At 36.6% G+C, this 19748-nt stretch carries 23 protein-coding genes and 1 pseudogene; 8 read left to right on the top strand and 16 right to left on the bottom strand.

The annotated features are described in order from the left end of the window. Positions 1-271: 271 nt before the first annotated feature. The 3 genes from BTR25_RS09870 to BTR25_RS09860 form a co-directional block, all read right to left on the bottom strand. Complete coding sequence (locus tag BTR25_RS09870) at positions 272-1123, bottom strand: HAD family hydrolase (protein WP_075687895.1); 852 nt, start codon at positions 1121-1123, stop codon at positions 272-274. A 155-nt stretch (positions 1124-1278) separates the two neighbouring features. Then, positions 1279-1920: a hypothetical protein gene (locus BTR25_RS09865; protein WP_075687894.1), complete on the bottom strand. Its 642-nt coding sequence runs from the start codon at positions 1918-1920 to the stop codon at positions 1279-1281. Positions 1921-2091: 171 nt separating this feature from the next. After that, positions 2092-2382, bottom strand: a complete 291-nt coding sequence (locus BTR25_RS09860) for an antibiotic biosynthesis monooxygenase family protein (protein ID WP_075687893.1) — start codon at positions 2380-2382, stop codon at positions 2092-2094. Positions 2383-2612: 230 nt separating this feature from the next. Here BTR25_RS09860 and BTR25_RS27525 point away from each other — a divergent pair, with 230 nt between their 5' ends. After that, positions 2613-2783, top strand: coding sequence for a hypothetical protein (locus BTR25_RS27525; protein ID WP_175596743.1), 171 nt, complete (start codon positions 2613-2615; stop codon positions 2781-2783). Positions 2784-2879: 96 nt separating this feature from the next. Then, positions 2880-3752 (top strand): LysM peptidoglycan-binding domain-containing protein, encoded by an 873-nt coding sequence (locus BTR25_RS09855; protein ID WP_075687892.1) that lies wholly within the window; start codon positions 2880-2882, stop codon positions 3750-3752. A gap of 70 nt (positions 3753-3822) precedes the next feature. On the opposite strand, the gene BTR25_RS09850 is transcribed toward BTR25_RS09855, so the two are convergent. Continuing rightward, positions 3823-4929 carry an alanine racemase gene (locus tag BTR25_RS09850; protein ID WP_075687891.1) on the bottom strand — a complete coding sequence of 369 codons (1107 nt, stop codon included), beginning with the start codon at positions 4927-4929 and terminating at the stop codon, positions 3823-3825. Positions 4930-5176: 247 nt separating this feature from the next. Between BTR25_RS09850 and BTR25_RS09845 the strand changes: the two genes are divergently transcribed. After that, positions 5177-6004 carry a GNAT family N-acetyltransferase gene (locus tag BTR25_RS09845; protein WP_075687890.1) on the top strand — a complete coding sequence of 276 codons (828 nt, stop codon included), beginning with the start codon at positions 5177-5179 and terminating at the stop codon, positions 6002-6004. A gap of 74 nt (positions 6005-6078) precedes the next feature. Here BTR25_RS09845 and BTR25_RS09840 read toward each other — a convergent pair whose 3' ends face one another. Both BTR25_RS09840 and BTR25_RS09835 read right to left on the bottom strand, forming a co-directional pair. Continuing rightward, a complete protein-coding gene (locus BTR25_RS09840) occupies positions 6079-7443 on the bottom strand; it encodes an FAD-binding oxidoreductase (protein ID WP_075687889.1) in 1365 nt (454 codons plus the stop codon). A 95-nt stretch (positions 7444-7538) separates the two neighbouring features. Then, a complete protein-coding gene (locus BTR25_RS09835; protein WP_075687888.1) occupies positions 7539-8195 on the bottom strand; it encodes an HAD family hydrolase in 657 nt (218 codons plus the stop codon). A 317-nt stretch (positions 8196-8512) separates the two neighbouring features. On the opposite strand from BTR25_RS09835, the gene BTR25_RS27520 reads away from it, so the two are divergent. The 4 genes from BTR25_RS27520 (at position 8513) to BTR25_RS09820 (ending at position 11237) form a co-directional block, all read left to right on the top strand. Continuing rightward, positions 8513-8686: a hypothetical protein gene (locus tag BTR25_RS27520; RefSeq protein ID WP_175596742.1), complete on the top strand. Its 174-nt coding sequence runs from the start codon at positions 8513-8515 to the stop codon at positions 8684-8686. 157 nt (positions 8687-8843) lie between these two features. Beyond that, positions 8844-9767, top strand: coding sequence for a C40 family peptidase (locus BTR25_RS09830; RefSeq protein ID WP_075687887.1), 924 nt, complete (start codon positions 8844-8846; stop codon positions 9765-9767). 491 nt (positions 9768-10258) lie between these two features. Beyond that, positions 10259-11035, top strand: a complete 777-nt coding sequence (locus BTR25_RS09825; protein ID WP_075687886.1) for a PAS domain-containing protein — start codon at positions 10259-10261, stop codon at positions 11033-11035. Next, positions 11010-11237 (top strand): diguanylate cyclase domain-containing protein, encoded by a 228-nt coding sequence (locus BTR25_RS09820; RefSeq protein WP_075687885.1) that lies wholly within the window; start codon positions 11010-11012, stop codon positions 11235-11237. Before BTR25_RS09825 ends, BTR25_RS09820 begins: the two co-directional genes overlap by 26 nt. Before the next feature lie 44 nt (positions 11238-11281). On the opposite strand, the gene BTR25_RS09815 is transcribed toward BTR25_RS09820, so the two are convergent. The 7 genes from BTR25_RS09815 to BTR25_RS27515 all read right to left on the bottom strand — a co-directional run bounded on the left by BTR25_RS09815 (position 11282) and on the right by BTR25_RS27515 (position 15437). Then, entirely contained in the window at positions 11282-11569 is a 288-nt protein-coding gene (locus tag BTR25_RS09815) for a putative quinol monooxygenase (RefSeq protein ID WP_075687884.1), read from the bottom strand. A gap of 4 nt (positions 11570-11573) precedes the next feature. Then, positions 11574-12071: a hypothetical protein gene (locus BTR25_RS09810; protein ID WP_075687883.1), complete on the bottom strand. Its 498-nt coding sequence runs from the start codon at positions 12069-12071 to the stop codon at positions 11574-11576. Between the two features lie 153 nt (positions 12072-12224). Continuing rightward, positions 12225-13385 (bottom strand): DUF4317 domain-containing protein, encoded by a 1161-nt coding sequence (locus BTR25_RS09805; protein WP_075687882.1) that lies wholly within the window; start codon positions 13383-13385, stop codon positions 12225-12227. 184 nt (positions 13386-13569) lie between these two features. Further along, complete coding sequence (locus tag BTR25_RS09800) at positions 13570-14133, bottom strand: flavin reductase family protein (RefSeq protein WP_075687881.1); 564 nt, start codon at positions 14131-14133, stop codon at positions 13570-13572. Positions 14134-14228: 95 nt separating this feature from the next. Continuing rightward, positions 14229-14618: a hypothetical protein gene (locus tag BTR25_RS09795; RefSeq protein ID WP_075687880.1), complete on the bottom strand. Its 390-nt coding sequence runs from the start codon at positions 14616-14618 to the stop codon at positions 14229-14231. A gap of 240 nt (positions 14619-14858) precedes the next feature. Beyond that, positions 14859-15104 carry a hypothetical protein gene (locus BTR25_RS09790; RefSeq protein ID WP_254842669.1) on the bottom strand — a complete coding sequence of 82 codons (246 nt, stop codon included), beginning with the start codon at positions 15102-15104 and terminating at the stop codon, positions 14859-14861. Positions 15105-15272: 168 nt separating this feature from the next. Further along, the gene (locus BTR25_RS27515; protein WP_175596741.1) at positions 15273-15437 is read right to left on the bottom strand and encodes a hypothetical protein; all 165 of its coding nucleotides are present in this window, start codon (positions 15435-15437) and stop codon (positions 15273-15275) included. Between the two features lie 339 nt (positions 15438-15776). On the opposite strand from BTR25_RS27515, the gene pssA reads away from it, so the two are divergent. Next, entirely contained in the window at positions 15777-16481 is a 705-nt protein-coding gene (pssA, locus tag BTR25_RS09785; protein ID WP_075687878.1) for a CDP-diacylglycerol--serine O-phosphatidyltransferase, read from the top strand. Positions 16482-16557: 76 nt separating this feature from the next. Here the strand turns inward: pssA and BTR25_RS09780 are convergent, their stop codons facing one another. The 3 genes and pseudogenes from BTR25_RS09780 to BTR25_RS09770 form a co-directional block, all read right to left on the bottom strand. Continuing rightward, positions 16558-17160 carry a hypothetical protein gene (locus BTR25_RS09780; RefSeq protein ID WP_083652314.1) on the bottom strand — a complete coding sequence of 201 codons (603 nt, stop codon included), beginning with the start codon at positions 17158-17160 and terminating at the stop codon, positions 16558-16560. 220 nt (positions 17161-17380) lie between these two features. Beyond that, positions 17381-17838 (bottom strand): annotated as a pseudogene (locus tag BTR25_RS09775) (GNAT family N-acetyltransferase). A gap of 181 nt (positions 17839-18019) precedes the next feature. Beyond that, a complete protein-coding gene (locus BTR25_RS09770; RefSeq protein WP_083652320.1) occupies positions 18020-19585 on the bottom strand; it encodes a malate:quinone oxidoreductase in 1566 nt (521 codons plus the stop codon). Positions 19586-19748: the final 163 nt, after the last annotated feature.

Raw genomic sequence — 19748 nt, 5'->3', positions numbered from 1 at the left:
GTTACATTACCTCTCGTTCTCATGTTAGATTTAGTTACATCAATAAAATAGATTATAATTTATAAAACTATCTTTGACAATATTTTTTGTATATTTTTTTGAATATTTATAACAATTTTTTTAGTAAGCGTTTTCACTAAATAGCCGTTAAAATTAAGGTTTTTACAGTATAATGTATTTTCCCCAATTTAATAATTATACAAGTTCATAGTATAAAAACCCTATATTTTAACTAAAAAACCACTTTCCATTAGAAAGTGGCTTTTTATTATCATTCAATTAATCTTTTTAGATAATGGTATACTCCATCTTCGTCACAGCTGAACTCTGTTACAGCATGAGCAACCTCTTTAATGGCTTCAGGTGCATTTTTCATTGCTACAGCATAGCGAACAAACCGGAGCATGGGCAAATCATTATCACTATCGCCAATCGCCATCGTATCGGACTCAGACAGATCAAAGTGGTCTAACATTTGTTTTATTCCAGTTGCCTTGTTCACATTGGCTACCATTAGTTCTACATTATGTAGAGAAGATACCGAAGTTGTAAAGTTAATTTCCTGTTTTAATTCTTCAAGTTCCTGTTTCCATTGATTTATATGCACTTTTGTCCTTGCAAAAAAGTAAAACTTGGAGAATTCAGTAGAATCGATGAAATCCTTCCAAGCGATTTCTCCTTTAATCGCTTGTTTACGCGAGAGCCACTCATTTATTCCTACGCTTTCTGGCTTTGGATCCCTGATTTCATTTTCAACATAGAGTCTATCTTGTCTTAGTGTGATCCGATCCGATTCATAAGGAAACAACTCATAGTACACTTGGTTTTCCCTGGCTTTTTCAATTACTTTGTTGACAAGCTCCAAAGAAAGAGAGTGTTTGAACACTAGTTCACTTCCCACATATCCTGCCATTCCGTTCGAAGAAACGACCCCATCCACTTGAAAGCCCTCTGGCACTACTCCCTCAATTTCATCAAACGATCTGCCTGTTGCGATAAAAACATTTATTCCATTTTCTCGTAATCTATCAATGACCTCTTTTGTTGTTATACTAACTTTGTTTTGATGGTTTAAGATCGTCCCATCCATATCTAAAAAAATCGCCTTCGGTTTCCATTCCATTTTTGTTCCCCCTAAGCCAGACAAGTTGTGCTTACATACCTTATAACTGTTATTTTTAATTAGTTTAGTAAAAATGTCAAAGGATGATCTCTCCATAATTAAAAAAGCCCTTCTCAATTAAAGAGGGCTCACTACATGCTTATTGCAACAGCGTACTAAAAAATAGCTTTTAATCGAATAAATACTATCGGAGCTTCTTCATTACCGCTCGTTCTAGCCCAAAGCTCATAATCTCCAAAGTTATATACCATGTAAAAAGAATCATCGAGTTCACTCATGAAGGTGTAACTTGCCTCTCCCAACCCTGCTACCATATCTCTGTAATAAAGTTCATCCATCATAACAAGGTCAATCGCCGTAGTTGGTTCATTATTATCTACTGAATTTTCACGTTCTTCATACGGTACTCTGGCTTGGTAGTGGAACTTTGCTCCTTCATACGCTAAAAAGTAGGAACCTTCACCGTCAAGAACAATATAATTTTCTCCATATTTTTGTCTAACTTCTCCAATCAATCCCCCAACTTTAACATCAACACCCTTTAGATATCCCTTTTTAGCTAAAGTAAGAAACTCTTCATCAAAATACTTCTCTTCTTCCTCCACAATTTGAGGTTGTTCAACCGGTTCCGTTCCTGAAATCTGTTCCGGCTGTTCAACCTGTGGTGGTGCTGGCTGCTGCTCTATCTCAATCATTTCTTGATCCTCGTTAACACTTTCCCCTCTTGCCACTTCCTCAACTGCTGTTCCACAACTTGTTAATAGTAGACTTAATAAAATAATTGCTATAAATCGCATCCCTTTCACCCCCGTAATTATTTCCGTATATTATTAGACGACTGTTAGAAGTCAGAGGTTACGATATCATGCCAAATATTCTCATTCCACGTTTGGTGTTACTACTTTTTTACCCTTAAGAAATTAAATGTAAACATATTCATACAGTGTACTTTTCGGTCTTACCCTCAACTATAAAACTTTCTCAAAATGTTCAACGATTGGAAAAGGGTCATAAAAATGGTGCAGCAGTTTTTTCCACTCTTGATATTCGATTGATTCTCTAAACCCCACGGTATGGTCTTCTAATGTTTCCCACTTCACTAGTAATAAGTACTTTTCTTGTTCTTCCATACATCTCTGTAATTCGTGAGTGATATATCCCCTCATTGAAGAAATAATTCCCGATGCCTTCCGAAAAGCTTCCTCAAAATCTTCTTCCATCCCCGGCTTTACCTGCAGCATTGCAGCTTCTAGTATCATATAATCCCCCTATGGCTATCTATTGGTTTCTATACCTACTGTTTTAACAAGTAACTGGCAAATTCCTGCTTGTTTTTTAAAAGATTTATTAAAGCTTATCCCTATAAAATCTGAAATTTAATCGTATTGTTATATTGAAATATAATTTTAATAAAAATTAAGTCTCTCGTAATCTAGGAGAGTTCTTTATGTGCTACATTAAAGGTAGGATTTTGAAGAGGTGAATCACAATGAATAAAAATATAATGGTAGAAGACACACACTTAGAGGAACTTATAAAAAAAAGCAAAGAAGTTAAATGCGAGCTTGATCAGACCCCTTTTGAGGACGAGAAAAAGTTCGGCAGCCTGTTAAAAAGATTATTACTAGTTCATGAAGCGATGAATAAATTATGTCATTAAAAAGCCCAAGCCCAATTTCCATTTAAAACGGAAATTGGGCTTGTTTTTGTGCAACTGTTTATCAATCCTCACGTCAAAATGTATGAGGTGATAATAATGAAAAAAGTTAAACGTTTCATTCAGGTTGTTGTTTGTTCACTGTTAATGGCTTCCTTATTCTGTTTTGCCAATGGGTCAGCAAATGCCACGGGAAATTATATTACTGTTCAAAAAGGAGATACCTTATATAGAATCTCAAAGCAATACCATTTGACAGTTCAGGAATTAAAGGACTACAACGATTTAAAGAATGATAAAATCTATATTGGTCAAAAACTATATATTCCTAACTTAGAACAATCAAAGTCAATGTTTATTGTAAACGCCGGTTCTTTTACGAATAAGGCCAACGCTGAGAAGCGAGTTTCTCTATTGAAAAAGGAAGGAATTGACGCGATTATTGTTAAAAAGGAAATCAAGGGAAAATCTCATTATCGTGTTCAGGCAGGCGTTTATTCAAGTAAAGTTAATGCGGAAAAGCAGCAAAACACTTTAAAGAAAATGGGAATAACAGATGCATATATTTTAACTGAGAAACCGCTCCATATTAACGGAATCACAGTTGGGGCAACCTACAATCAGCTTATTCATCAATTCGGTAAACCAGGCAAAACAGAGGATCAATCCAACATTAGATTCCTTTATTACCGTAATGACGGTGCTGGAGTTCAGGTGAAATTTACTAAGGCTAATGGTTCCATTGACCAGCTGCAAGTTTACCCAGAGTTCTTAAAAACTCATTCTATTCCAAATGAAAGAAAAGAAATCCTCGATGTGTATGGATATCCGAATGATGTGAAGATTGTTAGCTGTTATGAAAGTGCTAAATGCGAACAACTCATCTATCTATTTAATCAAAATCAATTGACCGTACAAATTGATCGTGATGGCAAATCAGTCCAGTATTTGGATTTGAAAAGAGCTGAATAATAGGAAGTTGGGGCAAGTGATCAGGCTAATACCTAGCACGTTGCCCCTGTTTTTTTCTTCTCACTAGGCCTTATGTCACCATACCTCTTGCGTCTACTTTCCACACGTCCATCATTTTTCCATTTTCATGAATGACATATTCTTCAAACTGATTGACCACTGTACAAGCATGATTCGGAATAATCTGTACCTTGTCATTCAACTTTAAATCAGTTTTCCCAGAAAAAACGCCAACCCCATGTTCCTCTGATACGCGTTCAATTATTATTTCTGGATGATCAATAATCTGACCGAAGCCGCTAACGGTTTGATTGCCATGTGCCCCCCTATCTAAACAAAGTGACTTACTTCCTGTATCAAAGATGATACGGTCTTTATAAACTCCCACTACTGATGCGAGCAGTGTTAGTGCACACCTCTCTATCTTTGTTACACCTAGACCTACTTGAATACCATCGAAAAACACCGCATTACCTGGTCGGATCTCAGTTATACCGGGGATTTTCCCTGAAATTTGATAGGTCGGAGTTGAGCCCACACTTCGAACTGCAATTGGAACCCCCTCTTGTTCACATGCATTTGCACTTTCAACAATTGCTTGTGCTTCATGTAATCCGATTTTTTCAATTTCTGCCCTTGATGATGCCGCATACGATTGTCCTGCATGCGTAAAAATTCCGCCTAGCTTTAGGCGTGAATGGGTCATGATCTCTTTTGCTAATTGTACTGCCTCCCTCCCTGGTTCAACCCCACACCGATTTAAACCTGAATTAACTTTGATCCATACCTCTAATGTGAAAGGAGTTTGTTCTAATTCCTCTTGAAGATACGCTAACGATAAAGTGTTGTCGACGGATACTTTAAGGTCGATCCCCTGCTGCAAGAGCTTAACTATTCTCTGTATCTTGGAGGGACTTGAAATGGGATAAGCAACCAAAATATCCTTGATTCCCCCGGCGGCCATCAATTCGGCTTCACTTAGTTTAGCCGTTGTCACCCCACCCGCTCCCGCCTCTATCTGTAACTGTGCAATTTTCAAGGATTTATGGGTTTTGATATGTGGGCGATAGGAAACCCCTTGCTTTTTAGCAAAAACAGCCATTTCATTTATGTTTTTTATTAGTTTTTGATAATCTAGAAGCAGTGTTGGAGTGTCTAATGTAGTAAAATGTAGCATTTAATAACACCTTCTTAAATTTTTATGATTTCTTTTTATTATTCTATTTTTAGAAATAAAAACCTTTAGTATGGTGACATTTTTTTGTAATGCACCGTCTAAAACAAATGAGCTTGTTTGTGTTGTTGTACCTTGCGATTTAATAGGATTAGAAAAGCGGAATACTGGTTTTATAAATCAAAAATACAATATATAATAAAAATGGAAATTTTTAAACAAGGTAGATTATCGAACAGGGGCGAAATGGATGTTAACAGAAAAAGAGCTATTTGAAATAAAAACACTTCAGGAAATTTGTGAAAAAGATGGCGGATTTGATTTGAAGCTGAACTTTGATATGCTTAAAAATCGAACTAAAAATCAAAAGGAAGACTTTTTCCATTATGAAGACGACCAGTTGGTAGGCTTTCTAGGCACCTATTCATTCGGAAATAAAGTGGAAATCTGCGGAATGGTTCATCCAGATTATCGAAGAAAAGGTATTTTTACTAAATTGTTAGAATTAGGACTTGAGGCATCAAGTAATAACGAAATAGAGACAATCTTATTAAATGCACCAACAGAATCACAAACAGCAAAGGAATTTTTGAAGAATTTGCCTTGTACCTATTCGATTGCAGAATATCAAATGAAATGGCACTCAATGGAATTACACGAGGATTCTTCTGTTTCTATTAGACTTTCTGAGTCAGCTGAAGACTGGGAAGCGTTAATTGAACTAGAAGTGTTAGGCTTTGGATTGACTGAAAATGAAGCACGGGAGATGAATAAGAATATTAAGGATAGCGGCGGTGACCAAAACATCATCATTGAAGCAGAAGGCAAAACGGTTGGAAAAATGCGTGTTTCTGATTCTAATGGAGAAGCATGGATTTACGGATTCACCATTTTTCCTGAACTCCGAGGGAAAGGAATTGGAAGAAAAGCATTATCAAAGGTAGTGATGATGGAGAACGAAAAAGGATTGCCGATTTTCCTTGAAGTAGAGGCCAGAAATGCTCATGCACTAGGGCTCTATGAATCTTGTGGCTTCCGGACGTACCACTCCCAGGATTATTATTTATATCAAAAATAGTTCTTAAATAGCCTGGACCGTTGGCATCCCTTCGGCCCAGCTTTTTTCAATGGCCAGCAGCTGGCACCTATCAACTACGACTTAAACATTTTACCAGGATTTAAGATTCCTTTTGGATCAAATTGTTCTTTGATCATCTTCATTAAATGGATGGAGGTGGAATGTTCTTTATACAAAGAGTCTATCTTTCCTAAGCCTATTCCATGTTCACCGGTTGCAGTACCGCCGCAGTTAATGGCATATTCAACAATTTCTTGATTGACCGATTGTACCTTCTCAAACTCGATATGATCGTCAGGATCTACCATAATCAGAGCGTGAAAATTCCCATCTCCCACATGCCCCACAATCCCTCCAACGATTTCATAGCTTTTAAGTAAGGAGCTGGCGTGAGCAATTGCCTCTGGCAGCTTTGACAATGGTACACACACATCTGTACTCATATTCCTTTTTCCAGGATAGCCTTGTTTAAAGGCATAGGCCAAGGAGTGTCGAGCTTCCCATAATTGAGCTTTTTTAATAGAGTCCGTTTCATATTCAAAAAAGGTGCACCCCTCGGACTCCGCTATTTCTTTAGCAAAAGCTGCATCCGCTTTAATTCCTAATTCATTACCATGGAACTCGATAAATAATGTCGGCTGCTCTGGATACTTGGTTTTGTTATGAATATTTACTTGTTTCATAGATTGTTCATCCACTAGTTCCACACGTGCAATCGGAATTCCGGAGGTTACCATCATATTTGCCGCATTGACTGCCCTTTCAACAGAAGAGAATACAGCCTTACAGGCCATTGTTGCTTCAGGAATGCCGAATACCTTTAAGGTTATTTCAGTAAATACACCTAATGTCCCTTCCGAACCAACAAACAACGGTGTTAAATTATAACCTGATGATGATTTCGCTGCTAATCCTCCAGTGTTTACAATTTCCCCGTTCGCTAAAACGACCTCTAGACCTCTGACAACATCCTTCATAGCCCCATACTTTACGGTTGTTGTCCCGCTTGCATTTGTACTGGTCATCCCGCCAATGGTAGCATCGGCCCCAGGGTCTACCGGAAAAAACAGCCCATACTTTTTGAGTGCCACATTCAATTGTTTTCGTGTAATGCCTGGTTGTACTTTCACAAGAAGGTCAGTTTCTCTGATTTCTATGATGTTATTCATAAATTGGAAATCCATCGATATCCCGCCAGAAACAGGGATTGGGTGCCCTTCAAGGCTCGAACCAGCTCCAAAAGGGGTAACAGGAATTTGATATTGATGTGCTAGTTTCATTATTTCTGATATTTCTAGTTTGTTTTTTGGAAACACCACGATATCAGGGTTCACCGGTCGGTGGTAGGATTCATCCTTGCTGTGATGCTCTAAGATGGTCGGATTATCACTTACTTGATCGGCCGGCAAAATATGTCTCAAAGCTTGTTTCCATCCCATTCTTCTCGCTCCCTCATTTTCTGAAATTTATAGTTTTTACAAAAGGTGACGTAGGAAGACCCCCTCATCACCGATCTTTCTTTTCACACTAGTTATTATGCCATGACTTCCCATTTTCTACTATTCGCTACTTCTAATAGGCGAGGCTCTGGTTTAACGGCTACTGGATTTCCTACTAATTCAAGAACATTCAGGTCAGAAAAACTGTCTCCATAAGCAAAACTATTTTCCCAATCAACATTCTTATCTGATAAATGTGCATGGACAAATTCTCTTTTTCTTTCACCATATATATAGGTAATAGGTGTAACAACTTTATCCATCTTGATAGGAATACTGCTTCCAATAATACAATCGAAGTTAATTTTTTCCGTTACCGAGTATAGAAGCGGCTCAAAAGCACCTGAAACTAGCATGGTATAATAGCCATCATTCTTATGTTGTTCAAGTCTATGTAAAACAGGTTCACTAAGTTTTTCACTCATGATGCTTGCGATCTGAGAAAAGAACTCCTCTAATTCACCCTCTGGGGCAGAATTAAAAGCTGAAATATAGCTCTGCATCGTGTATTCTCTCATCTTTAATTCAGGATAAAGTTTACACTTATATGCAAGGTAAACAGGTAAAATCTTTCTAAAGAAATATTTATATTTCCGGTTATGAATAGGATGATTTTTTAAGTGATCCATCAAAAGAGGAAACGTCTCCTCGGGAAATAAAGTACGGTCAAAATCAAAAATAGCAACCTTCATCAAATCATCCTTTTCTCAGTGCCTGGCACGCCCGATTTTTTCTTGTTTAACAATTGTTCCATAGTTCCTCCGTCTTATCATTGAAACGCACTGTATCATTTAATTATCCAAATTTTTGAACTATAAAGCAAGTTGGATGTAACCTAAATTAATAAGTTGCAACAATATTGCCACAATTTGTTTACTCTTTTGAATATTTCGAATGATATAATATTGGCGGGACCTTATGGTGGAGAAGAGACATTTTGTTTACTTCTTTTGTACTTCAAACCTCTTTTCCTTGCACATCCTTAATTTCGTGTTTAGGAGGAAATCAAATGAAGTGTAAAAGCTGTAATGGAGTTGGTATTCAAAAATGCAGTAAGTGCTCTGGAACAGGTTTTGATTATGGGATCCATAAATGTGAACAGTGTTCCGGTGAAGGCAGTATACCATGTATTACTTGTAAAGGTACAGGTAAGGTGAAACTAATTAGTTTGAAGTCTAGTTAATTGAATAAGGCTTAATGGAGTTATTTTTAGATATTGAACATGAGCCTATCGGGCTTATGTTTTTTTATTTGACAGGAAAATTTTCATATCAAGGTATCACCTTCCTCTGATAGAGCAAAATATATGAGTCAACTTATCATATTGGAGGAAGAATGCCATGAAAAAAATAGTTTTCACTTTATTTGTAGTTCTCTTAGTAGTCTCAAGTTCTTTCATCATGCCTTTAACAGCAAACAAAGCATCAGCGGCACCAATTATTCAGCCTGGTCAAACAGCTGAACAAATTGCCGACGGGATTATTAAAACAGGGCTAAATTTGCGAGGGAAGGCAACTTATAGCAGAACAGAGTACAAAACAACGTATCCTTATAAGTTTTCATGTGCAACGTTTATTGATTATATTTTTAAACAAAATGGCGTTGATTTAGCAACGTATAATGAGGATTATATGTTAAAGCTTGGCTGGCCGGTTGGGAAGGACCAGATGCAAAAAGGGGATTTGTTTTATTTTGACGTGATTAAAACAGATAGCAATCCTGCTGACCATGTTGGTGTTTACATGGGGAACAATAAGCTGCTGCATATGGCGGATCCCCAGCAGAATATTATCATTTCTGATATGACCGCAAAGCCCTATTACACAGAAAACTTTGTTGGTGCAAGACGCGTAATACCAAACTATTTGCCGTCCAATCCACCAACAAGGGCGGATAAAATCATCAATTTAGCTTACACCAAGATGGGCAATGTTTGGATCAGCAGTACCGTAAATGATCCGGCAAAATCCACTTTTACCCATGCCGGTTTTATCAATTATATCTTTAGTCAAAATGGAATTACTCTTGGTACCCCTTATGTAAGTCAGCTTGCTAAAAAGGGTACCTTTGTCGCAAAAGGAAACCTTCAAAAGGGAGATCTCGTTTTTTACTCCACAAGAATCGGTGGTCCTCCAACCATTGTCGCGGTGTATGCAGGTAACTACCGAATTCTCCATACAGACCCGACTAAGGGAATCGTTTCAAGACTCGTTATGCTACCATGGTACAGCACGCATTACTATACAGCTCGTAGAGTTATGTAAGATAAACAGACCAAATCTTTTCTCGATTTGGTCTGTTTGTAGGTATAGGGACATTGTCTCTTATTCGAACATGAAGATATGTAAAGCTAAAAATTAAGCCCATTACATATAAAAACACTAAAAAACAAGCTGGAAGTAAGTGAATAAAATCGGTGTAACCAATATGAAAATGTGTGCCGATTCCTGCAAAGAATCCTGAAAGACCAATCTGGCATTGTTCTACTTCTTTTGGCCAATGTATTTATTAGGAATGTAAAATAGTTTCATCTTCATCTGAACCGTTTCAGTTATCATTATCACAAACATCATTAAAAAAAATCAACCACTTAGCCTGAAGCAATTATACTTATTTACAAACACAATACATTCATAAATCTTTCGGAATTTATTACTATGTTCTCCAAGACCGTGGTATATAATGACTCTATTGAAATATTAGAAAACTATAATAATATTCTACATTCGTGATTTTATGATTTAGGGGGATCTTGATGAACAGTCATCATAAAGAGCACTCAGTAGAAATAGACGATCTACATACGAAAATCTCTGAACTTGAAGAAAGAAATCAATTACTTACCAAACAGCTGCAGGTGACCGAATCATTATATTTAAACGTTTTAGATGCTCTACCCATTAATATTTTCCTTGAGGATCGTGATGGCCGTACCATCTTTGCCAATAAACATGCGTGCGAATCAAATGGAATTAGTTTAGAAGAACTGTTGGGGAAGACGGTCTTTGACTTTTTCCCTCCAGCTATCGCAGCACAAAACAGAACTTTTGATCTTGAAGTTTGGGATCAGAAAAAGTTAATTACTAGAGAGGCTATTGCTGGATTTAAAGGAAAGGAACACCATATGTTTACCGGAAAAACAATTATACAGACCAATGATTCAAGCGAAGAGTACTTGTTAGGATTCGGGTTAGATATCACAGATCGCATAAATACGGAGAAGCTATTAAGAGAAAGCGAAGAAAAGTTTAGAAGCGTGATTGAGCAGGCAGCTGATAGTTATTTCCTGATTGGGACAGACAACATGCTTAAAGATTGTAATCCGACTGCATGTGAAGTTCTCAACTATTCAAAAAATGAACTCCTATTGACAAAACCCAGCATGATTTTTACCCATCTTCCTGAAAAACTTCAACTATTAAGGAAAGATACAATGAATAATTCTTCTTTAAATTTTGAGGACCAAATAATGGGGAAGAATAATTCCGTTATTCCAGTTGATATCAATGGTGGATCCCTTTTCCATTTATGATCAAAAATTTACGATTTCAGCCAGTATTGGGATCAGTCTATATCCGCAAGATGGACAGGACCTCCATACATTGATTAAGAATGCCGATTTAGCTATGTACGATTCAAAAGAAAAGGGCCGAAATTGTTATAACCAGTTTAAGCCACGAATGAAAAATCAACTCATGGAGACAATGGTTAAGCTCACTAACATGACTGTTTGAAGACTAGAAAGGTCTATCACACCTAAGTGATAGACCGATTTCAATTATTCTACTTCTTTATAAATATTCACTTCAATACCTTCACGTAATTTTCTTAGCTCTGGAACGATTCTTTCCACATGTTCACTAGTACCATGTTGCTTTAGTGCCTCTTCATCCACCCATTCCTCAAGCATGGTGACGATAGTGGGATCGTTAATTTCTTGATGGAGAGCGTACGCTATACAGCCTTTTTCCTTTCTAGATTCTGCTACAAGCTCTCTTGCTAGTTTCAAGTATTCTTCAATCTTTACACCTGTTTTTAACTTTCCTTTCGCCACTACTTTTATCATCTTTTTAGCTCCTTTCCTTCCATTGATCATAGATATAGTTTGAGATTATATCATTTAATACCTTTTTATTTTGCTTTTTTAGCCACTCTACCTGGTCGATGGGCAGTTTTAATTTTAAATTGACTTCTTCTATAGGCATTTCCACTTTTCTTATATCTCCTAGCGTTATGCCTGCCTCTATGTTCGGAAACCAGGAGCTGTTTTCGTCTACCCGATCGAGGCCATCATATTCTAACGGATCCACTTGTTCACTTATGAAATTAAGCTGTGGCAAGCCGCCTGGAAGGACTTTTACGCTCATAAAGGAACTGAGGATTCTTCCATCTTCTAGTTCAATTTCAGTAATAACCATTTCTTCTTTTTTATACTTTTTTATAGCTATCTCACTTACGATCACATCTAGTTCAAGTGCATAACCTGTACTAGATTCAAAGAGATAAAGGGCACTATTGAAAATATGGATATCCTCACCATCGATTTTGACTGATCTTACTCCAACCATAACCCGTCCTCCATTATATCGTGAAACTATCATTATAATTTTATACTAAGTTATGATGTTTTTTCAAAAAAATTTATTAATTTCAAAGCCTGTATAATAAAAAAGATWCTCTACTCTAGTAGAGAACCAACTAACCAGTCGAAAAAGACCTCACTAGAGTGTCTTCGTTTCCAATCGGAACCCTTCTACGACTACCTCTTCGTCTACCTCTAACAATAGGCAGCGTTTTCCTTCATATGTTATATATTTTACATTTTTCATATCCTTCGGGTTGATGGTCACTTCCGCTAATTTCGTACTGATTTTTATCGATTTCGGAACTAAACTCGTTGCATTGAATTCATGTTTTTCGTCCGCTACAACACTTTTGAAGGCATGCTCTACTTTGGCTGTATTTACATTTTCGACTCCGCTTACCGTTAAGATGCGTTCAATATCACGAAAATCAAGTGTAGGGGCATCACTTTCTTCATTTTCAACACTCTCTTGAACCACTCGATCGATTTCCTCATACACATTTGCAAAAACCTTAGTATCCACTTCATCTCCCATCACTTCTTTTAAGATCAAGTCGAAGCTATCCTTATTTTCCTGAGCAGTCATGATGTCCTCACAATTTAGAACCTCTTCAATAAAGGCATAATCTGGCTGGTTTGCTTTACCTGAATAATAGAGAATATGGTTTACATCGGCTGCATTGTCATTAAATGCAGGGAACAGGAACCCTGATAATGGAGATTCTAAATTAATGATAGGGTCCACTACATGATAGGACTTGAATTCTTTTTCAATATAATCGAACATCAAGGATTTTTTCGGCTGATCCGTTTTATTTAGGCTGCAAAGGATGAACTCGTTGGAATAGACCTCATCATCCCCGCCCTGTTCAGATTCTAGACTCCGTTTCTTCGTAACCTTTCGATATTCTCCCCGAATAAACGTAACCACTGTGTCAAATTCATAAGAAGCATGCGCAAACATTTTTTCAACAATCTGCAGCATGTTTTCTCTCCAGTCCTCCGTTAACGCCTCTTGTAATCCTTCAAAGAGGATGGATTGTGTATTGTACTCGACATCTCGTTTGAACTTCAATTCAAATAGCTTAGCACCAAGATTACCCGTCAACACCTTTTTAAAGTTTGCTAGGAACAATTCTTGTGTTTCGATATCCAATAATTGGAAGGGTTGGCTGACTTGGTGATAAATCTCCCCGGATTCTTTTTTAACATAAACATTATAGATTTCTTTTAATTGCATTAAATGATTATCCAATTTGAATTGCTTTCGAATATTGGCGATATCTTTTTTATTCATTCGTCTCAACTCCCATCCCTGATTATACTGTTCAAACAACAAAATAGTAATACTTGATATATTTATATTTTTAATAGCACATTCCTATTTGGTCAACAAAATAGTGCATTAACCGATGGCATGCATTTATTACCGTAAAACCCGTTATACCTTTAGGAAGCAACATTTCCTACTACCACCACTTTCAATCAGTATCTTTATGATGAGAAATGAATGTACTATTTTTATCAACACGAGTATAGATGGAGCGACCAAGATATAGCGGGATAGAAAGTTTTTCAAAATTAGGCAGGCCATCTTCATGGAATTTATGATTATCTCGATAGAATTGTACAATGTTTCCGACAAACAAATCATGATCTCCATATGTATTCACATCTATCACTTCGCATTCGTAAGCGATATACGCATCATGCAAAATAGGTGAGTTTGTAGCAATTCCCCTATCAAAACCCATTTTACCAAGTTCAAACTTATTAACCTCGGCACCAGAAACCACACCTGATTGTTGTATAAAGCTCGATTTTTCAAACGGAAGGAAATTAATGGCGAATTTACCTGCTTCCTTAATCAATTGATAAGTAAACCTTTCCCGTCCTATAGCTACACCATACATAGGCGGCTCATAGGATATGTAGGTATGCCAGCCTGCAGCCATTATATTATCTGTCCCGTTGTGCGAAACAGTTACAAGTGCAACCATACCAGGGTAGCTATGCATCACCTGTTTTTTTATCGATTTAATCATCTAGTTAGCTCCTCCGTCGTTTTCTTATGATATTTTACAAATAAAAAGCACATCTCATTCTATAAGAAGTGCCCTATCCTTTCTAAATTGTTAGTTTACTGAGAGTTTCTTCGGAATAAATATTCAATATATTCATAGTCAATTGAATGGTTCTTATCTTTGTAGAAGAAACCTTTGTATCTAATCGTTTCAGGTGAATTTATAATCAGTTCCTTGATCACTTTTCCTTTATGATTGTAAATCGCTGTACTAAAACTAAAGCCCATATATCCAACAGATGGTTTTCCTTTTTGAAATGTAACTTTGTTTAAGTTATTGATCATATGTTGAATGTCCGATTGATGGGTAATTTCCATGTCATAGCCGGTGTTTCCATCAAACACAGTTATCTTTGAAACTTCTGAAGGATGGATGTTCACCACTTGATGTGGTATATAGGTGAGTCCAAACCCCAAGATGATCAAAAACGGGATTGCGATCAGCATTATCTTAAACCTTCTAATAAATCTGCTTCGGAGAATCCAAATTGTGAATAGTATAATTGTGATCAACAAAAAAAAGACAACTATGAAAACTGTACGATCCATATCTCCCCTACCTTTAAGTGTAGAATTTGTAAATTTAATTAATTGTAGTTTCATTTACAACTTTAACATCATTTTCCTAATAATAGGTAAATAAAAACGTTTCTTCAAAGGAAGAAACGCTTGTATCTACTTTATTCACTATGCGTACTTTATACCTGCTTGTCTTATATTATTTATGTCAGCAGATCCACAAGGTGTCACCGCATATGTCATTTCACACTTTGGACAATTCATTATAACTGTCTCTAATGTAAAGGTTTCTCCACATCCACATGTAATTTCGTGCGCAACTGTTGGTGCGAAGTTTTCCTTCCCTTTGCTTTTAATATGATTAACGATATCTTTACCATCTCTTATATTTACTGAACAACCGCAGCTCATCATTAACCTCCCATATGTATGAATAAATGTAGAATAGCACATATATATATAAATCGCTGTGTCAAAAATGAAACAAATACTGTGGTTCACAGTATTTGTCATAAAACATTAACTAAATCAAAAATACACCCCAAATGGAGAAACTCTGACTTTGAAGTGCTTTTGTCTTATTTACTCCATGCTTTCAGAGTTTGAATCGGCTTTCATTTTTTTTTCACAATTTTTATGCATGTTTTTAAGTTCTTTTTCGCTTAACTCAGGATGCTTCTCTGCCATCATGGACAGCATTTCTTTAAAATCTCGAACCTTACAAGAAATCTCTTCACTAGCTGCCACGCTCCCGTACCAGCACCGAATAATAAAGCAAGAGTAAAAACACTAGTTACAATCTTCTTCATTTATACTACAACTAGATTGTATAATTTCAATATAAAGATACGATGTAGGAACAGTGGCAAAAAAGGGACATAAAAAAGCAATAAAAAATTTATCATTTTTACGCAAATGGGTTTAATGTTATACTTTAGTTATCTTCTCGTTTGTATTTGCTGAACACATAGATAGCTCTAAAATAATGAATACTAAAAACTAAACAATTATTGTCTTTTTACATAATATAAGTTCAATAAACTACCTATTAGAGAAGGATGATTTTTACATAAGTGAGGAATTTACATGCATATTAGAAAAAGCTTACCGAACATTGTTACTCTGGGTAATATTTACTGTGGTTTTTTATCGATTGGATATGCGGCAAGCGGGCAGTTTCGGAATGCTGCGATCTTGATTATAATCGGAATGATGCTTGACGCAATGGATGGACGGCTTGCCAGGATGCTGAATGTGGAGAGTGCTCTAGGTAAAGAACTAGACTCATTAGCCGATATTGTTACCTTTGGAGTTGCACCTTCTTTCTTAATTTACTACACCATTTTTATCAATCATGGTATGTTAGGTTTTGCAGTGGCTGGACTTTTCCCGCTATTTGGTGCATATCGATTAGCTCGGTTTAATGTTAGTTCAAATAAGTCCTCTTCACATTATTTTGTTGGTGTGCCGATTACAGCGGCAGGAGGAATTTTAGCTTTACTAACATTATTTAACACTCGAATACCTAGCATCGTGATCACCGTAATTTTTACCGGACTTTGTTTTCTAATGGTCAGCAGAATTAAGATACCCAGTCTTAAAAATGTCCCGCTCCCGAAGTATGGAACGATTGTCACGATCTTTTTAGGTGCGTTGTTATTTTTAGTCTATAAAGAATCTTTCGGTAGAACTCCTTACCTGATTTATATCGCAACACCAATCTATATCGCTTATTTGGCTTATCGATTTGTAAAGGTTAAACGGCCAAACAAAAATATTGAAAAAGAATAGCTTGGCATCTGCCAAGCTATCTTTTTTAATTTCCAAACCTTTATCATGTTCTTTTTTTCTGATGGAATCTTATCATTTATTTAGAAAATTCACTTCTAAGCAAATAAACTACCTCGTAGTTCTTTAGCTCATCAATATGGCGAGGCATATCTACATGAAAATCACTAGATAATGTGCTTACGGTGGGGCCAGCTTTTGAAAAACAAATACTAGCTAAAACCATCTGATTTGTTATCACCATGGTCTGTAAAAAAGGATTAGCACCCCAAACAACTGCTGATTGTTGTTCTTTCATTTCTTCTGGACTCCACCCGGTACCTGTACTTCCATCGCTATTTATGCTTAATGTGAATAAGGAATTATTATTTCCTTCCGTCTTTTTAGATGTTGTAAAAAGAAGTGTGCCCTCGTTTTTAATTTCAGTTGAAATTCGGTTAATCTCCCCCACCAAATTCCCAGACTCATATTTTTCAACCCATAATGTTACCTTTTTATACGTTTTATCTGTTTTAAAATCAAATAAAAAATAATATTCCGAAGTTGTCGATAGGATTACCTTTTCTCTTTCGGTTAATTTAGCTTCAGTTACTGTATTATTCTTATAGGCATCTTGTCCACAAGCACTCAATGTAAAAATAAACAGCAACACCATTACGAAAAATAAACCCTTTCTAATCATTCCCCCCTTAAACCTCCCTTTTATGTAAAATAATACCACAAAGAACATAAATGAAGCGGGTTATGGGAAAACAAAATATGTAAACATTTAATTGTTCAGCTACTCTAGCTTGTTTTATTAGATTGTTAAAATGGGGGAATTCTTAATGGATTTTTTTATTACCATCTTTTGGATTATTTCGCGAAATTTTTGGAGATACATTTTTTTTGAATATTTCTTTTTAGCTATGGTATAAACGGTCTTTTCTCAAAATACCTTCGACTTCAAATCCAAATTTTTTGTAAAGAACAATAGCTTTTTCATTTGTTTCAAGAACGGCCAGTTTATCTTCATGATATCATTAGAGTCTGCCCATTCAACCGTCTGTTCTAAAAGGTTCCGGCCAATACTATAACCCCAAAACTCTTTTAAAATACAGACTCCAAATTCTACTCTATGAAATAATCTTCTCAACTTGCTTCCTTCACATCTTGAAAAACCTATAATTTCACCCCCTACCTCAGCGACTAAGAAGATATTGCGATTACTATCTGTATCTTCTTTTATGATTTGTTTAAATCCCAATTCATCTATGTAACCTTCTCCTTGCTCCCGATCAAGATTTTCTGTTTCTCCATCAATAATCAATCTTACTTTAGATAAAGCTCCTGCATCTTCCTCTTCAGCAGACCTGACAATATATCGAAACCCATTAACTACCTATTCTTTTTGTTGTAACTTCATCTATTAAATTCCCCAATCACTTATTTATTATGGTTTAGTTCTCCAGTAGACCAACGCTACCGAAAAAGGGAATAACCTTTAACACAGTCAAGAAAAGAACCTTCGATCCATTACTGGACCAAAGGTTCTGTTTCAATTATTTACTCAATTGCTTATATTCATCTTCAATCACTAAACTTTCAAATTTCCTAGTTCGTAAAGAAGGAACAATAGCCTCCTCTTTTTCACTTAGACCCAGCGTTTCTGTTGTTGAAGTATGAATTTCTCGCAGCAACTTTGGGTTATCCATTAGTGACATTTCATAAGAAGGAATCATTTCTCTTATTTTCGGTTCCCACTCTTTTATTTGCTCAGGGAAGCATTTAGTAATTACCTCAAGCATAACGTGAACCGCAGTAGATGCACCCGGGGATGCGCCTAATAATGCTGCGATCGTTCCGTCAGAATCGGTAATGACTTCTGTGCCAAATTGAAGTGTTCCTTTGCCAGCATCAGTATCTTTAATCACCTGTACTCTTTGACCCGCTACGACAAAATCCCAATCCTCAGCAACAGCATTCGGTATAAATTCACGAAGCTCCTCCATACGCTGCTCTTTCGAGAGCATTACTTGTTGGATCAAGTATTTCGTTAATGACATCTCTTTTGCACCTGCCGCAAGCATCGTTAAGAGATTGTTCGGTTTTACGGATGTAACTAAGTCGAGCATGGAACCGGTTTTTAAGAACTTTGGTGAAAAGCCAGCAAATGGTCCAAATAGTAGAGACTTTTTGTTGTCAATAAATCTTGTATCCAAGTGAGGCACTGACATTGGCGGAGCACCAACCTTTGCCTTACCGTACACTTTGGCATGATGCTGTGATACAACATCTGGATTGTTACACACCATAAATATACCGCTTACCGGGAATCCTCCAATGTGTTTCCCTTCTGGAATGCCGGATTTTTGCAACAAATGAAGGCTGCCTCCACCGCCTCCGATAAAGACGAATTTTGCAGTATGATGTTTAACCGTACCACTGAAAAGGTTTTTGACCTTCACTTCCCACAATCCATCGCTTGTGCGCTTTATATCACTAACACTGTGATTATATTTAACAGGAACATTTTTACTCTCTAAATGATTAAATAACATACGCGTTAATGCACCAAAGTTAACATCCGTCCCAGAGTCAATTTTTGTTGCCGCTATAGGTTCTTTTAATGTGCGTCCCTCCATGACTAGCGGAATCCAGTCCGTCAGTTTATCATGGTCTTCCGTATACTCCATCCCATGAAAAAGAGGATTGTTTGACAGCGCTTTAAAACGTTTCTTTAAAAACTCTACATTTTGATCCCCTTCTACTAAACTCATATGAGGCAGAGGTCTGATAAATTCCTCCGGGTTATGTATCAAGTTGTTGTTTACTAGATAAGACCAAAACTGCATAGAAACCTGAAACTGCTCATTAATATTTATCGCTTTACTTATATCTACAGATCCATCCGGTTGTTCGACCGTGTAGTTTAGCTCGCACAGTGCCGCATGCCCAGTTCCAGCATTATTCCATTCGTTAGAGCTTTCCTCACCTGCATTTGAAAGCTTCTCAAAAACGGTAATATCCCACTCCGGCACTAACTCTTTCAAGATCGTCCCTAATGTTGCACTCATGATTCCTGCGCCAATTAAAATAACGTCTGTTTTAGTTTCCAAGTTGCTCATTTCAACCAACCTTTTCCCCTGAAATTTAGCAGATAAGATGTTTTCATCAAACCACACTTAGGTGCAATCTGAATACACACCTCTTCCCTTTTTCATTATAACCATATCGAGCGTATTAATATTATATATAGGAAAATTTTTTCTACTATTATCTGATAATTAT

The sequence above is a fragment of the Bacillus sp. MRMR6 genome (assembly GCF_001940785.1).
Classification (GTDB): Bacteria; Bacillota; Bacilli; order Bacillales; family Cytobacillaceae; genus Neobacillus.
The sequence above is the reverse complement of the archived record's forward strand: the minus strand, read 5'-3'. Positions and strand labels throughout refer to the sequence as shown.

What these genes read in the sequence shown, in the direction of transcription:
- BTR25_RS09825 (WP_075687886.1), top strand. Translation starts at nt 10,259, where the DNA reads ATGAACAGTCATCATAAAGAGCACTCAGTAGAAATAGACGATCTACAT.
- BTR25_RS09815 (WP_075687884.1), bottom strand. Translation starts at nt 11,569, where the DNA reads ATGATAAAAGTAGTGGCGAAAGGAAAGTTAAAAACAGGTGTAAAGATT.
- BTR25_RS09780 (WP_083652314.1), bottom strand. Translation starts at nt 17,160, where the DNA reads ATGATTAGAAAGGGTTTATTTTTCGTAATGGTGTTGCTGTTTATTTTT.
- BTR25_RS09770 (WP_083652320.1), bottom strand. Translation starts at nt 19,585, where the DNA reads ATGAGCAACTTGGAAACTAAAACAGACGTTATTTTAATTGGCGCAGGA.
- BTR25_RS09810 (WP_075687883.1), bottom strand. Translation starts at nt 12,071, where the DNA reads ATGGTTGGAGTAAGATCAGTCAAAATCGATGGTGAGGATATCCATATT.
- BTR25_RS09860 (WP_075687893.1), bottom strand. Translation starts at nt 2,382, where the DNA reads ATGATACTAGAAGCTGCAATGCTGCAGGTAAAGCCGGGGATGGAAGAA.
- BTR25_RS09790 (WP_254842669.1), bottom strand. Translation starts at nt 15,104, where the DNA reads ATGATGAGCTGCGGTTGTTCAGTAAATATAAGAGATGGTAAAGATATC.
- BTR25_RS09820 (WP_075687885.1), top strand. Translation starts at nt 11,010, where the DNA reads ATGGTGGATCCCTTTTCCATTTATGATCAAAAATTTACGATTTCAGCC.
- BTR25_RS09795 (WP_075687880.1), bottom strand. Translation starts at nt 14,618, where the DNA reads ATGCTGATCGCAATCCCGTTTTTGATCATCTTGGGGTTTGGACTCACC.
- BTR25_RS09830 (WP_075687887.1), top strand. Translation starts at nt 8,844, where the DNA reads ATGAAAAAAATAGTTTTCACTTTATTTGTAGTTCTCTTAGTAGTCTCA.
- BTR25_RS09870 (WP_075687895.1), bottom strand. Translation starts at nt 1,123, where the DNA reads ATGGAATGGAAACCGAAGGCGATTTTTTTAGATATGGATGGGACGATC.
- BTR25_RS09800 (WP_075687881.1), bottom strand. Translation starts at nt 14,133, where the DNA reads ATGATTAAATCGATAAAAAAACAGGTGATGCATAGCTACCCTGGTATG.
- BTR25_RS09805 (WP_075687882.1), bottom strand. Translation starts at nt 13,385, where the DNA reads ATGAATAAAAAAGATATCGCCAATATTCGAAAGCAATTCAAATTGGAT.
- pssA (WP_075687878.1), top strand. Translation starts at nt 15,777, where the DNA reads ATGCATATTAGAAAAAGCTTACCGAACATTGTTACTCTGGGTAATATT.
- BTR25_RS09855 (WP_075687892.1), top strand. Translation starts at nt 2,880, where the DNA reads ATGAAAAAAGTTAAACGTTTCATTCAGGTTGTTGTTTGTTCACTGTTA.
- BTR25_RS09845 (WP_075687890.1), top strand. Translation starts at nt 5,177, where the DNA reads ATGTTAACAGAAAAAGAGCTATTTGAAATAAAAACACTTCAGGAAATT.
- BTR25_RS09850 (WP_075687891.1), bottom strand. Translation starts at nt 4,929, where the DNA reads ATGCTACATTTTACTACATTAGACACTCCAACACTGCTTCTAGATTAT.
- BTR25_RS09840 (WP_075687889.1), bottom strand. Translation starts at nt 7,443, where the DNA reads ATGGGATGGAAACAAGCTTTGAGACATATTTTGCCGGCCGATCAAGTA.
- BTR25_RS09835 (WP_075687888.1), bottom strand. Translation starts at nt 8,195, where the DNA reads ATGAAGGTTGCTATTTTTGATTTTGACCGTACTTTATTTCCCGAGGAG.
- BTR25_RS27525 (WP_175596743.1), top strand. Translation starts at nt 2,613, where the DNA reads ATGAATAAAAATATAATGGTAGAAGACACACACTTAGAGGAACTTATA.
- BTR25_RS27520 (WP_175596742.1), top strand. Translation starts at nt 8,513, where the DNA reads ATGAAGTGTAAAAGCTGTAATGGAGTTGGTATTCAAAAATGCAGTAAG.
- BTR25_RS09865 (WP_075687894.1), bottom strand. Translation starts at nt 1,920, where the DNA reads ATGCGATTTATAGCAATTATTTTATTAAGTCTACTATTAACAAGTTGT.